The sequence below is a fragment of the Streptomyces sp. TE5632 genome (genome assembly GCF_054061295.1).
This window is the reverse complement of record NZ_JBSSEA010000003.1, coordinates 4078812-4094296: the sequence shown is the minus strand read 5'-3', so window position 1 is coordinate 4094296 and position 15485 is coordinate 4078812. Positions and strand designations below refer to the sequence as shown.

The following is a 15485-nucleotide window of genomic DNA, read 5'->3' as shown; positions in this document are numbered from 1 at the left end:
GGGAATGCGAGCCGTCGACTCCTCACAGTCTCCGGGGCGTTTTCCTGGTGCCACTGAACAGAACCGAGGCGGCATGCAGGCGTTCCGACTGCTTGGAGGGCCTGCGGCTTGTAGGGTTCCAATAAAATTCAGGGCTGAGGCACCCCTCATACCCCTGCGTGGCGCAGGCCTCCCGGAGTGTGCGGCCCGAGACCGGCCGGGGCGCCCTGCGTCCGGGGATTCACCGGGCCCACGGCGGTTGCCCGCACGCACTCCAGGACGTTCCCGGATGTTCTCCCGGGGTTCGCCCGTTCGGGTCGGCCACCCCGCAGAGAGTAGCGGCTCGAGAGGGCGGACGGGCACGGGGCATGAACGGGACATGAAAGACGGAACCTGAGGGGACCCGTCTTCGGCACCTTCGAGAACACCCCCGAAGAATGTTGAACTTTAAAGGGAATGTATCTACAGTGGGTCTCGTTGAAAGTGATTGAACGTTCAACGGGATCATCCGATCCCCGTCTCCAGGAGGAACACACCATGGGCATCTTCAGCCGCAAGAGCAACGAGACCGCCACCACGACCGCCCCGGCCGCCGTGAGCCCGGACCTGGCCGCCCTGACCGGCGACTACACGATCGACCCGGCGCACACCACCATCGGCTTCGTCGCCCGGCACGCGATGGTCACCAACGTCAAGGGCAGCTTCCAGGACTTCACCGGCACGCTGCACCTGGACGGCTCCGACCCGTCCCGCTCCACCGCCACCCTCGACGTGGTGATGGAGAGCATCGAGACGGGCAACGCCGACCGTGACGGTCACCTGAAGAGCTCGGACTTCTTCAAGATCGACGAGTTCCCGACGATGACGTTCCGCTCCACCAAGGCCGAAGCCCTCGGTGGGGACGACTACCGCATCACCGGTGAGCTGACGATCCTCGGCACCACCAAGCCGCTCACCATCGACCTGGAGTTCAACGGCTCCGCCACCGACCCGTTCGGCAACCAGCGCGTCGGCTTCGAGGGCAAGGCCGAGATCCTGCGCTCCGAGTGGGGTCTGACCTGGAACGCGGCGCTGGAGACGGGCGGCGTCCTGGTCTCCGACAAGATCAAGCTGAACTTCGACATCTCGGCGATCCGCAACGCCTGATCCGCCGACGGCGCGGCCCTGACCGCCGCCACCCCTGAGCGCGCCCGCCCCCGGTACCCCCGTACGGGAGGGCGGGCGCTCGGCATGTCCGGACCTGGCCCCGGAACCGGGACCCGGCCCCCAAAAACGGGCGTGGGCACGGACCCGGTGTCCGGCGTCCTCATGGCCCGGCGTTCAGAACCCTCCGCCGAAGTCCCCGCCGCCGAAGCCGCCGCCTCCGAAGTCTCCCCCGCCGAAGCCGCCGCCGAAGTCCCCGCTGTCGAAGTCGGCGCCGGAGACGTCTCCGCCCGCGTATCCGCCGAAGTCTCCGTAGCCGGAGCCGTAGTCGGCCGCGTAGGAGGGGCCGGCCATCATGCCGCCGAGCATCGTGCCGACCAGCAGACCGGGCAGCAGGCCGCCGCCGAAGTAGCCGCCCGCCCAGGGGCCGTAGGCCGGGCCCGCCTCCCAGTAGGGGCGGCGGCCCAGGTCGGTGTCGACCTCGCGGACGACCGGCTCCTGGCCGTCGGCCAGGCGGGTCCGGTCCGCCGCACAGACCGGGACCTCCCGCTCGGTACCGCCGGGGGGTGTCCAGAGGGCGTCGGCGACCGAGGGGCCGTGGCGCGGATCGAAGAAGCAGGGCGGCCTGCGCTCCGGCAACAGCCGGCCCGCACGGCGGGCGTCGAGCCGCGCCAGCGCGAAGCGGCCGTCCTCCACGGCCTGGGTGACCGCGCGGACGTCCTCCGGCCTGCCGGCCTCGTCCATCAGCCGCTTGGACTGCTCGTAGGAGTCCAGCGCGCGCTCGTAGTCGGCGCGCATGGCGTCGTCGGCGCCGGGCTCACCGGGGTGGAAGTCGAGCCGGTCGAGTTCCTCGCCGAACGCGGTGATGTCCTCGTCGACCACCACCCGCAGCTTCTCCAGCGCGGCCCGCTGCTCCTCCTCATGACGGCGCCGGTTGCGGCGGGACACCGCGTACACGCCCGCGCCGCCGGCGGCCAGCAGGGTGCCGACGGTGATCAGCCCGCTGACGGGGACGCCGTCGGACCCGCCGCTCCAGGAACTCGGCGCCGAACCGCCGGTGTTGCGCAGCGCGTCGTCGACGAAGTCGTTCAGCTGGGCCTTTGCGTCGCCCGCGTTCTGCGTGGCCGTGACCAGGTTCCGCACGCCCTGGCGGCTCAGCACGCTGCTGTCGGCGCGCGCGTCGAACTCGTCGCCGAGACGTATGGCGTAGAGGCCGGTGATGCCGGTCTCGGTACGCAGGTTCCGGAAGAGGTTCTCGGTGGGGTAACCGGCCGGGAGGACCGCCACGAGGACGGGTTTGTCCGCGTCCTCGATCTTGTTCGCGAGGGCTTCGGCGTCCGAATCGGACAGGATGTCCCTCGCCTCGGGATCGACGTAGACGGGACTCTCGCGCAGGGCCTGGGCCACGGTCGAGATGTCGGTGGCCGCCTGCGCACCCGGCGCGCCGGCCATCAGGACCGCCAGTGCGGCGGCCACGGGCACGATCAGCAGGCGTACGAGGGTACGCGTCAGCGCGTCCTTCATATGTTCGAAGCTACCCGAACCGGTCCGGAAACGGGCATCGGGCCCGGCAGGGATTCCCCCGCGACGGCGCGGGGTCCCTGCCGGGCCCGGTCCCCTCAGGCCGCCGGTTCGACCCCGGCCCGCAGCAGGCCGTAGGTGTACGCGTCCTCCAGTGCCTGCCAGGACGCGGCGATGACGTTGTCCCCGACGCCCAGGGTCGACCACTCCCCCGCGCCGTCGGACGTGGAGATCAGGACCCGGGTGGTGGAGTGCGTGCCGTGCTTGCCCTCGAGGATGCGGACCTTGTAGTCGACCAGTTCCAGCTTGGCGAGCTGCGGGTAGATCCGCTCCAGGGCGACGCGCAGGGCCCGGTCCAGGGCGTTGACCGGGCCGTTGCCCTCCGCCGTGGCGACGATGCGCTCGCTCTTGGCCCACAGTTTCACCGTGGCCTCGTTGGCGTGGGTGCCGTCGGGGCGGTCCTCGACGATCGCGCGCCAGGACTCGACCTCGAAGTACTTCAGCTGCCGGCCCTCGACCTCCGCGCGCAGCAGCAGTTCGAAGCTGGCGTCGGCGGCCTCGTACGTGTAGCCCTTGAGCTCGCGTTCCTTGACCCGCTCCACGACCCGGCCGACCAGTTCGCGGTCGTCTCCCAGGTCGATGCCGAGTTCCTTGCCCTTGAGCTCGATGGAGGCGCGGCCGGCCATGTCGGACACCAGCATCCGCATGGTGTTGCCGACCCGCTCGGGGTCGATGTGCTGGTACAGGTCCGGGTCGACCTTGATGGCGGAGGCGTGCAGGCCGGCCTTGTGGGCGAAGGCGGAGACCCCCACGTAGGGCTGGTGGGTGGACGGGGTCAGGTTGACCACCTCGGCGATGGCGTGCGAGATGCGCGTCATCTCCCGGAGCCGTCCCTCGGGCAGGACCTTCTTGGCGTACTTGAGCTCCAGCGCCGCCACCACCGGGAACAGGTTGGAGTTTCCGACCCGCTCGCCGTAGCCGTTGGCCGTGCACTGGACGTGGGTGGCGCCCGCGTCGACGGCGGCGAGGGTGTTGGCGACCGCGCACCCGGTGTCGTCCTGGGCGTGGATGCCGAGCCGGGCGCCGGTGTCGGCGAGCACCGTCGAGACCACGGCTTGGACCTGGGCGGGAAGCATGCCGCCGTTGGTGTCGCACAGGACGACGACGTCGGCACCGGCCTCCGAGGCCGTGCGGACGACCGACTTGGCGTACTCGGGGTTGGCGCGGTAGCCGTCGAAGAAGTGCTCGCAGTCGACGAACACCCGGCGGCCCTCGGCCTTGAGGAAGGCGACGGTGTCGCGGACCATCTCCAGGTTCTCGTCCAGGGTGGTGCGCAGGGCGAGCTCGACATGGCGGTCGTGGGACTTGGCGACCAGTGTGATCACCTGCGCGCCGGAGGCGAGGAGCGCCCTGACCTGCGGGTCCTTGGCGGCGGTGGTGCCGGCGCGGCGGGTGGCGCCGAAGGCGACCAACTGGGCGTGCCGGAACTCGATCTCCTGTTGGGCACGGGCGAAGAACTCGGTGTCCCTCGGGTTCGCGCCCGGCCAGCCGCCCTCGATGAAGCCCACACCGAAGTCGTCCAGGTGCCGTGCGATGGCCAGCTTGTCGGCGACCGTGAGGTTGATGCCCTCGCGCTGGGCGCCGTCGCGCAGGGTGGTGTCGAAGACGTGGAACGAGTCGTCGGGCTCGCTGGTTGCGGTCATGGTCTGAAGGCTCCTGATGTTGGATCTCGGTCTACCGGAATGACCGGTTCCACCGTCCCCCCATGGTCCCTCGCGCCGGCTCCCCGGCTTCTGGTGGGCCAGGAAACAGAAAAACCTCTCGCGGGTGCGAGAGGTCTGCGCGCGGGTCGAGGACGACGATGTCCGCCTGTACGTTGTCGTAAGGGCGGTCACTGCGGACCGGCGCGCCTGCTGCCAATAATCATGGCGAACGAGAGCACGGGGGAAGTCTGGCACAATCCGGCCCGACGATCACCGTCCGTCTCAGGATACGGGCGCTGGGTGTCCGCCCTTCGGCGACCGGGCGAACCACCTCCGCCGGGCGGGCCGCCTCGGACAGTGAGGTCCGGGCGGCCCTGACGGCCCTGACGGGGCGGACGGGAGTCAGCCCAGGGGGTGCATCCAGCCCTGCTTGTCCTCGGCCGTGCCGCGCTGGATGTCGAGCAGGGCCTGACGCAGGCGCAGGGTGACCTCGCCGGGCTCGCCGCCGCTCTGCTGCCACTCGCCACCGGCCCGCTTGACGGTGCCGACGGGCGTGATGACGGCCGCGGTGCCGCAGGCGAACACCTCGGTGAGGGTGCCGTTCTCGCTGTCGCGCTGCCACTGGTCGACCGAGACCCGCTCCTCGACGGCCTCGTAGCCGAGGTCGCGGGCGACGCTCAGCAGGGAGTCACGGGTGACGCCCTCCAGGATGGAGCCGGTGAGGGTCGGCGTGACGATCTTGTTGCCGTACACGAAGTACAGGTTCATGCCGCCGAGCTCCTCGACCCAGGTGTGCTCCACGGCGTCGAGGTAGCAGACCTGGTCGCAGCCCTTGGCCGCGGCCTCGGCCTGGGCGAGCAGCGAGGCGGCGTAGTTGCCGCCGGTCTTCGCGTCGCCCATGCCGCCGGGGACGGCGCGGACGCGGTCCTCGGAGACCCAGATGGAGACCGGCTTCACGCCGCCGGGGAAGTAGGCGCCGGCCGGGGAGGCGATCACCAGGAAGAGGTACTCGTTGGCGGGCTTGACGCCCAGTCCGACCTCGGTGGCGATCATGAAGGGACGCAGGTAGAGGGATTCCTCACCGCCGTGCGCGGGCACCCACGCCTTGTCCTGCCCGACCAGCGCGTCGCACGCCTCGATGAACGTCTCGACCGGCAGCTCGGGCATCGCGAGGCGGCGGGCGGAGCGCTGGAAACGCTCGGCGTTCTTCTCGGGGCGGAAGGTGGCGACGGACCCGTCGGGCCTGCGGTAGGCCTTCAGGCCCTCGAAGATCTCCTGCGCGTAGTGCAGCACGTGGGTCGCCGGGTCGAGGGGGATCGGCGCGTAGGGGACGAGCTGTCCGTCGTGCCAGCCACGGCCCTCGGTCCACTTGATCGTCACCATGTGGTCGGTGAAGTGGCGGCCGAACCCCGGGTTGGCCAGGATCGCCTCCCGCTCGGCGTCCGAGAGGGGGTGGGCGGAGGGCTTGAGCTCGATCGTGGGCGTCGTCATGAGTGGTTGTCCTTCACCGGTTGTAGTGACGGGCCGCGCTCACGCCCGTACGGCCGGCGGCCAGTGGTAGGACGTCCGAGCATTCCCTCATTCCGCGGCTCCGCGTTCGATTATCGCCCGGGGGCGGCGGCGGAGGGAACACGGGGTGAATGCGGCCCGGTGGTCGATGGTGGCACCCGGCGGGGACATGGGGAAGCCGCCGGGCGGTCGCGACCGGCGGCTTCGAGTGGTGTCGAGTGTGCGCGCCCGGTCAGCCGGCTACGCGTACGGCGAGCGCGTCGCCGATCTCGGAGGTGCTGCGCGCGGGCAGCTCGCCGCGCTCCGCGAGGTCGGCGGAGACGGCCTCCTCGATGCGGGCCGCCTCGGCGTCGTGGCCGAGGTGGCGCAGGAGGAGGGCGACGGAGAGGACCGTGGCGCTCGGGTCCGCCTTGCCCTGGCCGGCGATGTCCGGAGCCGAGCCGTGCACCGGCTCGAACATCGACGGGAACTCTCCGGACGGGTTGATGTTCCCGCTCGCGGCGACGCCGATGCCGCCGGAGACGGCCGCGGCGAGGTCGGTGATGATGTCACCGAAGAGGTTGTCGGTGACGATGACGTCGAAGCGGGCCGGGTCGGTGACCAGGTAGATCGTCGCGGCGTCGACGTGGATGTAGTCGGTGGTGACCTCGGGGAACTCCGCGGCCACCTTGTTGAAGACGTTCGTCCACAGGTGGCCGGCGAAGGTCAGCACGTTGTTCTTGTGGACCAGCGTGAGCTTCTTGCGCGGGCGGGCCTGGGCGCGGGCGAAGGCGTCACGCACGACACGCTCGACACCGTAGGCCGTGTTGACGGAGACCTCGGTGGCGACCTCGTGCTCGGTGCCCTTGCGGATGGTGCCGCCGTTGCCGGTGTACGGGCCCTCGGTGCCCTCCCGGACCACGACGAAGTCGATCTCCGGCTGCCCCGCGAGCGGCGTGGACACGCCCGGCAGGAGCTTCGACGGCCGCAGGTTGACGTGGTGGTCGAAGGCGAAGCGGAGCTTGAGCAGGAAACCGCGCTCCAGAACCCCGGAGGGGACGCTCGGATCCCCGATGGCACCGAGCAGGATGGCGTCGTACTGCTTCAGTGCGTCGAGGTCGGCGTCGGTGAGGGTCTCACCGGTGGCGTGGTAGCGCCGCGCGCCGAAGTCGAACTCCTTGGTCTCCAGCTTCACATCCTGCGGAAGGACGGCGGAGAGGACCTTGAGACCTTCGGTCACGACCTCCTGGCCGATGCCGTCACCGGGGATCACTGCGAGACTGATGCTGCGAGACATGCGGGCACCCTACTCCTCGTCCCATGCTCTGACATGAGCCGTCCGGGATGCGGACACCCGCACGGGGAGAACCACCGACCGGCACCGCCCGGAACGGCTCAGTGGCCGGTCGAGCCGCCGTTGTCCCGGCGGTCGAGGGCGCGCTGGAGGGCGGCTGCGGCGTTCTTGCGGTCGGACTCACTCGTACGGGAGGCGTGGCGGACGCGGCGGCGGACAGCGGTCTCGGGCATGGGGATCGACTCCTTCGACAAGCCGGGAGGGCGCGGAAATGCAACGGGGAAACGCGTCACCGGAAGGGGCGGGGAGCGGGGCCGCAGGGATTGCCTGCACGGGGCCCGGCTCACGACCGCCGTTCGCTTGGTCGAGCGAGACGTTCGGCTCCTACAAAAATAAGGGCGCGCAGGGCATCTGTCTGCACAATTACTCGGACTTCCTACTATCTGAGACAGTGGACCGTGTCACACCGCCGCGACCTGCGAAAACGCCGAACGGGCCAGGTCCGTACGACCTGGCCCGTCCGACGGGGCAGCGGCAGCGGGTACGAAGACCCCGGTGCCGGGGGGGGCGTCAGCCCATGTGCGGGTAGGTGTAGTCGGTCGGCGGGACCAGCGTCTCCTTGATGGCACGGGTCAGGGTCCAGCGCATCAGGTTCTGCGGGGCGCCGGCCTTGTCGTTGGTGCCGGAGGCGCGACCGCCGCCGAAGGGCTGCTGGCCGACGACGGCACCGGTCGACTTGTCGTTGATGTAGAAGTTGCCGGCCGCGTAGCGCAGCTTCTCCATCGTGTACGCGGCGGCCGCGCGGTCGTTCGCGATGACCGAGCCGGTCAGCGCGTAGTCGGACACCGCCTCCATCTGGGTCAGCATCTCGTCGTAGGCGTCGGCCGCGCTGTCGTCGTACACGTGCACGGCGAGGAACGGGCCGAAGTACTCGGTGCGGAAGACCTCGTTGTCCGGGTCGTCGCACTCGACGACGGTCGGACGGACGAAGTAGCCGACGGAGTCGTCGTAGCTGCCGCCCGCGACGATCGTGCAGGACGGGTCCTCCTTGGCGCGGTCGATCGCGGCCTTGTTCTTGGCGAAGGACCGCTCGTCGATGACGGCGCCGATGAAGTTGGACAGGTCGGTGACGTCACCCATCTTGATGCCGTCGATCTCGGCGGCGAACTCCTCCTTGAACCCGGAGTTCCAGATGGACGCCGGGATGTACGCGCGGGAGGTCGCCGAGCACTTCTGGCCCTGGTACTCGAAGGCACCGCGGGTCAGCGCCGTCTTGAGGATCGCGCGGTCGGCCGACGGGTGGGCGACGACGAAGTCCTTGCCGCCGGTCTCACCGACCAGCCGCGGGTAGGTGCGGTACTTCTCGATGTTGTTGCCGACCGTCTTCCACAGGTGCTGGAAGGTCTTGGTCGAGCCCGTGAAGTGGATGCCCGCCAGGTCCCGGTGCTCGAGCGCGACCTCGGAGACCTCGATGCCGTCACCGGTGACGAGGTTGATGACGCCCTTGGGCAGTCCGGCCTCCTCCAGCAGCCGCATCAGCAGCACGGCGGCGTGGGTCTGGGTCGGGGACGGCTTCCAGACCACGACGTTGCCCATCAGCGCGGGCGCGGTGGGCAGGTTGGCTGCGATCGCGCTGAAGTTGAACGGCGTGATCGCGTAGACGAAGCCCTCCAGCGGGCGGTGGTCCATGCGGTTCCACACGCCCGGCGAGTTGGCCGGGGGCTGCTCGGCCAGGATGCCGCGCGCGTAGTGGACGTTGAACCGCCAGAAGTCGATCAGCTCGCAGGGGCTGTCGATCTCGGCCTGCTGGGCGGTCTTGGACTGGCCCAGCATGGTGGAGGCGGCGATGGTCTCGCGCCAGGGGCCCGAGAGCAGTTCGGCGGCGCGCAGGATGATCGCCGCGCGGTCGTCGAAGGACATCGCGCGCCAGGCGGGGGCGGCGGCCAGTGCGGCGTCGATCGCGTCCTGGGCGTCCTGCCGGGTGGCGTTGGCGTAGGTGCCCAGGCGCGCCTTGTGGTTGTGCGGCTGCACGACGTCGAAGCGCTCGCCGCCGCCCATCCGCTTCTCGCCGCCGATGGTGCAGGGCAGGTCGACCGGGTTGTCGGCCAGCTCCTTGAGCTTGGTCTCCAGCCGGGCACGCTCGGGCGTACCGGGGGCGTAGCCGTGCACCGGCTCGTTGACGGGGGTGGGGACCTGGGTCACAGCGTCCATGAGTTCCGTACTCCTTGACTTGAGCGGTGAGTGGGTGAGCGGTGGTGCTCGGGCTCAGCCCTTGCTGACCATCGAGCGCAGGAAGAAGCGCAGGTTCGCCGGCTTCTCCGCCAGACGGCGCATGAAGTAGCCGTACCAGTCGGTGCCGTAGGCCGTGTAGACGCGCATGCGGTGACCCTCGGCGGCCAGCCGCAGGTGCTCGTCGCCGCGGATGCCGTAGAGCATCTGGAACTCGTACTCGTCGAGCTTGCGTCCGGCGGTGCGGGCCAGTTCCTGGGTGATGGAGATCAGGCGCGGGTCGTGGGACCCGATCATCGGGTAACCCTCGCCCTCCATCAGCGTCCGCAGGATGCGCACGTACGCCTTGTCGATCTCGTGCTTCTGCTGGTAGGCGACCTCGGCGGGCTCCTTGTAGGCGCCCTTCACCAACCGTACGCGACTGCCGTCGGCGGCGAGGCGGCGCGCGTCGGCCTCGGTGCGGAAGAGGTAGGCCTGGATGACGCAGCCGGTCTGCGGGAAGTCCTTCCGCAGCTCCTGGTGGATGGCGAACATCGAGTCGAGGGTGGTGTGGTCCTCGGCGTCGAGGGTGACGGTGGTGCCGATCGCGGCGGCGGCCTCGACGACCGGGCGGACGTTGGCGAGCGCCAGTTCATGGCCGCCGGGGAGCGCCTGGCCGAACATCGACAGCTTCACCGACATCTCGGCGCGGGTGCCGAGCTCCAGCGACCCCAGCCGGTCGATCAGCTCCAGGTACGCGTCGCGTGCGGCGGCGGCCTGCTCGGGGGTGGTGATGTCCTCGCCGACGACGTCCATGGTCAGTTCCAGGCCGCTGCCGGTGAGCTCCTGGATGATCGGCAGGACCTCGTCGACGGTCTCACCGGGGATGAAGCGGTCGACGACCTGCTTGGTCACCGGGGCCGCCGAGACCAGGCGTCGCATCCGGTCGCTGCGCGACGCGGCGAGAATCACGGGACCCAGCACGGGGCACCTCCACAAGCTGCGAAACGGCCGCTGCCCGACGTTTCGGGTACGGCACGGAGAACCACCGTGAAACCTAGGGATTCCTTCGAACGTGGGCCATCGACAGCTGTCACGCATCCGTGCCGCCGATCTCAGACAGTTGTATGAAGGCCGCGCGGTTCTGCGGGACAATGCGGGGGTGACGTCGGAACACAGGGGCGGCTACCAGGAGCTGGTGGACGAGGTCTCGGAGCTGCTGGGCGCTCCGGCGACCCTGGAGAACCGCGACTTCGAGCTGATCGCGTTCGGGGCGTACGACAGCGAGGGCGATCTCGATCCGTCCGCGCTGGACCCGGTGCGCACCCGCTCGATCCTGACCCGCCGTTCGACGGCCGCCGTCCGCACCTGGTTCGAGGGTTTCGGCATCACGCGCGCGACCGGTCCGGTGCGCATCCCGCGTACCCCGGAGGCGGGTGTGCACCGCGGACGCGTCTGCCTTCCGGTACGCCATCGGGGTGTCGTCCTCGGTTACGTCTGGCTGCTGGACTACGACCCGGGGCCCTCGGAACGGCAGCTGGACGCGGCCATGCGGGTGACGGCCCGGATCGGCGCGCTGCTCGCCGACGAGGCGCAGCACGGCGCGGACCTGACCCGCGAGCTGCGGGCCGTCCTCACTGCGGAACGCGACTGGCAGCGCGACATGGCGGTCGCCGAGCTCCGTACCGCTCTCGGTGGCCGCGCCGACGGCCCGCACATCATGGTCTGTGTGGCCCCGTGGCCCTCCGCCGACCCCGACGACGCCCCGTCGGTCCGTACGGTGCCGGGCGCGACGGCGCTGTGCACCCTGCCGTGGGGGGCCGCCGCGGACGTGTCGCTGGCGCTGCTGCTGCGGCTACGCGCGTCCGACGTGCTGGCCCCGGCGACGACGGCCGCCTCGCGGCTCCTGGAACGGGCGCACGGGAGCGGCCCCGAGCACCGGGACGGGGCGGTCGGCGTGCGGGAGGGCCAAGGCGGCCGTTCCGGTCCCGCCGTGGCCGCCGGGATCGCCGCGCCCCGCGCCGGCCTCGCCGAACTCGACGTCGCCTGGGGCGAGGCGTCGGCGGCGGCCCGCGCCGCCCTGGCCGAGCCCCGGTTCGGCCCGGCGGCCCGGTGGACCTCGATCGGCCCCTACCGGCTCCTGACCGCACTCCCCGCGCGGGCCGCCCACGACCCCGTCGTCGGCCCGCTGCTCGCCCCGGCGCACCGGGAACTCGCCCGCACCGCCGAGACCTATCTCGACTGCGCGGGCCAGGCCGGCCGCACGGCTGCCGAGCTGGGCGTCCACCGTCAGACCCTGTATTACCGCCTGTCCCGCATCGAGCAGCTCACCGGCCTCGACCTGGACGACGGCGAGGACCGGCTCCTGCTGCACATGGCGCTGAAGGCGCACCGCCTGTGATCACCGGGAGGCGCGTCGGCGCCGGGGGCGGCCTCGATCACCCGGCCGACGGGAAAGGCGCCGGGCGGCCGAGACGGTTCTCGGCCGCCCGGCGCCTTTCAGTCCGAACGGGGACCCGGGGGCGGGGCTCCCGGGGACGGCGGGATCAGACCAGCTCCACCGAGCGGGCGGACGTCGCGCCGATCTCCGCCGCGACCTCGGCCAGCACCGCGGAGGGGACCGTGTCGTCGACCGTCAGCACGGCGAGCGCCTCGCCGCCGACCGTCGCGCGGGCGACCTGCATGCCGGCGATGTTGATGCCCGCCTCGCCCAGGATGCGGCCCACGGTGCCGACGACACCCGGACGGTCCTCGTAGCGCAGGACGACCATGTGGTCGGCGAGCGCGAGGTCCACGTCGTAGTCGCCGACCGCGACGATCTTCTGGACGTTCTTGTGCCCGGCCAGCGTGCCGGAGACCGCGATCTCCTCGCCGTCGGCGAGGGTGCCGCGCACGGTGACCACGTTGCGGTGGTCGGCCGACTCGGAGCTGGTGGTCAGCCGCACCTCGACGCCCCGCTCCTGGGCGAACAGGGGCGCGTTCACATAGGACACCGTCTCGTCGACGACGTCCTCGAAGACGCCCTTGAGCGCGGAGAGCTCCAGCACCTTCACGTCGTGCTGGGTGATCTCGCCGTACACCTCGACGTCGAGGCGGACCGCGACCTCACCGGCGAGTGCGGTGAAGATCCGGCCGAGGCGCTCGGCGAGCGGCAGGCCCGGCTTGACGTCCTCGGCGATGACCCCGCCCTGTACGTTCACCGCGTCCGGGACCAGCTCACCGGCGAGCGCGAGGCGCACCGAGCGGGCGACGGCGATGCCGGCCTTCTCCTGGGCCTCGTCGGTGGAGGCACCGAGGTGCGGGGTGCAGACGACCTGGTCGAACTCGAACAGCGGGGAGTCGGTGCACGGCTCCTTGGCGTACACGTCGAGGCCGGCGCCGGCGACGCGGCCCTCCTTGAGCGCCGAGTACAGCGCCTCCTCGTCGACGATGCCGCCGCGCGCGGCGTTGATGACGCGCACGCTCGGCTTGACCTTGCGCAGCGCCTCGTCGCCGATCAGGCCGAGTGTCTCGGGGGTCTTGGGCAGGTGGACGGTGATGAAGTCGGAGACCTCGAGCAGCTCGTCCAGCGACAGCACCTTCACGCCCATCTGTGCGGCCCGCGCGGGCTGCACATAGGGGTCGTAGGCGACGATCTTCATGCCGAAGGCGGACATGCGCTGCGCGACGAGGGCGCCGATCCGCCCCAGACCCACGACTCCGAGGGTCTTCTCGGCGAGCTCGACGCCCGTGTACTTGCTGCGCTTCCACTCGTGGTTCTTCAGCGCGGCGTTGGCCTGCGGGATGTTGCGCGCGGTGGCGACGATCAGACCGCAGGCGAGTTCCGCCGCGGTCACGATGTTCGAGGTGGGGGCGTTGACCACCATCACGCCTGCCTTGGTGGCGGCGGAGACGTCGACGTTGTCCAGGCCGACTCCGGCCCGCGCGACGACCTTGAGCTTCTTCGCGGCGGCGATGGCCTCGGCGTCGACCTTGGTGGCGGAGCGGATCAGGATCGCGTCCACGTCGGCGATGGCAGGCAGGAGTTCCGCCCGGTCCGCGCCGTTGCAGTGGCGGATCTCGAAGTCCGGGCCGAGCGCGTCCACGGTCGCGGGCGACAGTTCTTCGGCGATGAGTACGACAGGTTTCGAGCTCACGTGAGTCCTCACATGTCCATGGGGGCACCACCCGGGCGCGGGTGACGCCACGGGGGAGGACGGCCGTCCCGACGGCCGCATGCGGTGGAGGGGAGCGGCGCCGGGGTGGCCTGCATTCCTCGGTGTCGCTTAGCCGCGTGGAAGACGCACGACGCTGTGGGCCTGACGCGTATGTCTCAGCAGTGTAGTGGCGCCGGGGCGCCGTCCTGCGTCACTGCGGAAGGATCATCCGGAAGTGGCCGGGCAGGCCTGCCAACGAAGAATCCAGCCCCTGGGGCGTTGGAGATACGGGGGTGTGGGGCGAAGCCTCCGCGACGGCGCCGGCGGGGCCGGGGCGGCCCGGGCACGGCGCCGTCGCGGAGCGCTCGGTTCACGCGTCTTCGTTGACCCAGCTCATCAGCTTGCGCAGCTCCTTGCCGGTGGTCTCCAGGAGGTGCTCGGAGTCCTGCTTCTTGTACTCGTTGTACTTCTTCAGACCGCCGTGGTACTCGTCCATCCACTGCCTCGCGAAGGAGCCGTCCTGGATCTCGGCGAGGACCTTCTTCATCTCGGCCTTGGTGGCGTCGGTGATGATCCGCGGGCCGGTGACGTAGTCGCCCCACTCGGCGGTCTCGGAGATCGACCAGCGCATCTTCTCCAGGCCGCCCTCGTACATGAGGTCGACGATCAGCTTCAGCTCGTGCAGGCACTCGAAGTAGGCGATCTCCGGCTGGTAGCCCGCCTCGGTCAGCGTCTCGAAGCCCGCCTTGACCAGCGCCGCGGTGCCACCACAGAGGACGGCCTGCTCACCGAACAGGTCGGTCTCGGTCTCCTCGGTGAAGGTGGTCTTGATGACGCCGGCGCGGGTGCCGCCGATGCCCTTGGCGTACGACAGGGCCAGCGCGAAGCCGTTGCCGGTGGCGTCCTGCTCGACGGCCGCGATGCAGGGAACGCCGCGGCCCTCCTCGTACTGGCGGCGCACCAGGTGGCCCGGGCCCTTGGGGGCGACCATGCAGACGTCCACACCGGCCGGCGGCTTGATGAAGCCGTAGCGGATGTTCAGGCCGTGACCGAAGAACAGGGCGTCGCCGTCCTTCAGGTTGCCCTTGATGTGCTCCTCGTAGACCTGGGCCTGGATCGGGTCCGGGACGAGGATCATGATGACGTCGGCCTCGGCGGCGGCCTCGGACGGGGTCACCACGCGCAGGCCCTGCTCCTCGGCCTTGGCCTTGGACTTGGAGCCTTCGTGCAGACCGACGCGCACGTCGACGCCGGAGTCGCGCAGCGACAGGGCGTGGGCGTGGCCCTGGCTGCCGTAACCGATGACCGCGACCTTGCGGCCCTGGATGATGGACAGGTCGGCGTCGGCGTCGTAGAACAGCTCGGCCACTTTGGGTTCTCTCCTTGTGTGCGGGTGTCGCGTCCCACCGTATGACGGTGAGGGGACGGGAAGTCTTGGGGTCTCGGAATACGGGCGGCCGGTGTGTCGCCGACCGCCCTGTTCCGTCTTACGCCGATCGGTCGAGCGCGCGCAGCGACCGGTCGGTGATCGAACGGGCACCGCGTCCGATCGCGATCGTCCCGGACTGGACCAGTTCCTTGATGCCGAACGGTTCCAGCATCTTGAGCATGGCGGACAGCTTGTCGCTGCTGCCGGTGGCCTCGATGGTGACGGCCTCCGGGGAGACGTCCACGGTCTTGGCGCGGAACAGCTGGACGATCTCGACGATCTGGGAACGCGTCTCGTTGTCGGCGCGCACCTTCACCAGAACGAGTTCGCGCTGAACGGCCTGCGCCGACTCGAGCTCGACGATCTTCAGCACGTTGACGAGCTTGTTGAGCTGCTTGGTCACCTGCTCCAGCGGGAACTCCTCGACGCTCACCACGATGGTGATACGGGAGATGTCGGGGTGCTCGGTGACGCCGACGGCGAGCGAGTCGATGTTGAAGCCGCGGCGGGAGAACAGGGCGGCGATCCGGGCCAGGATGCCGGGGGTGTTCTCCACCAGGACGGAGAGCGTGTGCTTGGACATG

The 15485-nt window shown here is 70.3% G+C and carries 12 protein-coding genes; 2 read left to right on the top strand and 10 right to left on the bottom strand.

Translation table 11 applies throughout. From position 1 onward, the window contains the following. Window positions 1-516: 516 nt before the first annotated feature. Window positions 517-1125 carry a YceI family protein gene (locus ACVW19_RS23985; RefSeq protein ID WP_457461634.1) on the top strand — a complete coding sequence of 203 codons (609 nt, stop codon included), beginning with the start codon at window positions 517-519 and terminating at the stop codon, window positions 1123-1125. A 174-nt stretch (window positions 1126-1299) separates the two neighbouring features. Here ACVW19_RS23985 and ACVW19_RS23980 read toward each other — a convergent pair whose 3' ends face one another. From ACVW19_RS23980 to ACVW19_RS23950, 7 genes are all read right to left on the bottom strand, one after another. Then, complete coding sequence (locus ACVW19_RS23980) at window positions 1300-2646, bottom strand: hypothetical protein (protein WP_457461633.1); 1347 nt, start codon at window positions 2644-2646, stop codon at window positions 1300-1302. A gap of 95 nt (window positions 2647-2741) precedes the next feature. After that, window positions 2742-4346, bottom strand: coding sequence for a citramalate synthase (gene cimA / locus ACVW19_RS23975; protein WP_457461632.1), 1605 nt, complete (start codon window positions 4344-4346; stop codon window positions 2742-2744). Between the two features lie 402 nt (window positions 4347-4748). Continuing rightward, window positions 4749-5837 (bottom strand): branched-chain amino acid aminotransferase, encoded by a 1089-nt coding sequence (locus ACVW19_RS23970; protein WP_457461630.1) that lies wholly within the window; start codon window positions 5835-5837, stop codon window positions 4749-4751. A gap of 250 nt (window positions 5838-6087) precedes the next feature. Continuing rightward, complete coding sequence (locus tag ACVW19_RS23965) at window positions 6088-7131, bottom strand: 3-isopropylmalate dehydrogenase (RefSeq protein ID WP_457461628.1); 1044 nt, start codon at window positions 7129-7131, stop codon at window positions 6088-6090. A 98-nt stretch (window positions 7132-7229) separates the two neighbouring features. After that, complete coding sequence (locus ACVW19_RS23960; protein ID WP_272932900.1) at window positions 7230-7361, bottom strand: hypothetical protein; 132 nt, start codon at window positions 7359-7361, stop codon at window positions 7230-7232. Window positions 7362-7698: 337 nt separating this feature from the next. Next, a complete protein-coding gene (gene pruA, locus ACVW19_RS23955; protein WP_202276120.1) occupies window positions 7699-9339 on the bottom strand; it encodes an L-glutamate gamma-semialdehyde dehydrogenase in 1641 nt (546 codons plus the stop codon). 54 nt (window positions 9340-9393) lie between these two features. Beyond that, complete coding sequence (locus tag ACVW19_RS23950) at window positions 9394-10320, bottom strand: proline dehydrogenase family protein (protein WP_457461626.1); 927 nt, start codon at window positions 10318-10320, stop codon at window positions 9394-9396. Window positions 10321-10498: 178 nt separating this feature from the next. Between ACVW19_RS23950 and ACVW19_RS23945 the strand changes: the two genes are divergently transcribed. Continuing rightward, the gene (locus ACVW19_RS23945) at window positions 10499-11737 is read left to right on the top strand and encodes a PucR family transcriptional regulator (protein WP_457461624.1); all 1239 of its coding nucleotides are present in this window, start codon (window positions 10499-10501) and stop codon (window positions 11735-11737) included. A gap of 145 nt (window positions 11738-11882) precedes the next feature. Here ACVW19_RS23945 and serA read toward each other — a convergent pair whose 3' ends face one another. The 3 genes from serA to ilvN form a co-directional block, all read right to left on the bottom strand. Further along, window positions 11883-13472 (bottom strand): phosphoglycerate dehydrogenase, encoded by a 1590-nt coding sequence (gene serA, locus ACVW19_RS23940; protein WP_457461622.1) that lies wholly within the window; start codon window positions 13470-13472, stop codon window positions 11883-11885. A 370-nt stretch (window positions 13473-13842) separates the two neighbouring features. Beyond that, window positions 13843-14841, bottom strand: a complete 999-nt coding sequence (gene ilvC / locus ACVW19_RS23935; protein WP_457461620.1) for a ketol-acid reductoisomerase — start codon at window positions 14839-14841, stop codon at window positions 13843-13845. Between the two features lie 118 nt (window positions 14842-14959). Further along, window positions 14960-15484: an acetolactate synthase small subunit gene (gene ilvN, locus ACVW19_RS23930; RefSeq protein ID WP_406725356.1), complete on the bottom strand. Its 525-nt coding sequence runs from the start codon at window positions 15482-15484 to the stop codon at window positions 14960-14962. Window position 15485: the final 1 nt, after the last annotated feature.

Excerpts from the sequence above, each read along its gene's own strand:
- ACVW19_RS23985 (WP_457461634.1), top strand. The coding sequence starts at position 517 with ATGGGCATCTTCAGCCGCAAGAGCAACGAGACCGCCACCACGACCGCC.
- ACVW19_RS23980 (WP_457461633.1), bottom strand. The coding sequence starts at position 2,646 with ATGAAGGACGCGCTGACGCGTACCCTCGTACGCCTGCTGATCGTGCCC.
- cimA (WP_457461632.1), bottom strand. The coding sequence starts at position 4,346 with ATGACCGCAACCAGCGAGCCCGACGACTCGTTCCACGTCTTCGACACC.
- ACVW19_RS23970 (WP_457461630.1), bottom strand. The coding sequence starts at position 5,837 with ATGACGACGCCCACGATCGAGCTCAAGCCCTCCGCCCACCCCCTCTCG.
- ACVW19_RS23965 (WP_457461628.1), bottom strand. The coding sequence starts at position 7,131 with ATGTCTCGCAGCATCAGTCTCGCAGTGATCCCCGGTGACGGCATCGGC.
- ACVW19_RS23960 (WP_272932900.1), bottom strand. The coding sequence starts at position 7,361 with ATGCCCGAGACCGCTGTCCGCCGCCGCGTCCGCCACGCCTCCCGTACG.
- pruA (WP_202276120.1), bottom strand. The coding sequence starts at position 9,339 with ATGGACGCTGTGACCCAGGTCCCCACCCCCGTCAACGAGCCGGTGCAC.
- ilvN (WP_406725356.1), bottom strand. The coding sequence starts at position 15,484 with ATGTCCAAGCACACGCTCTCCGTCCTGGTGGAGAACACCCCCGGCATC.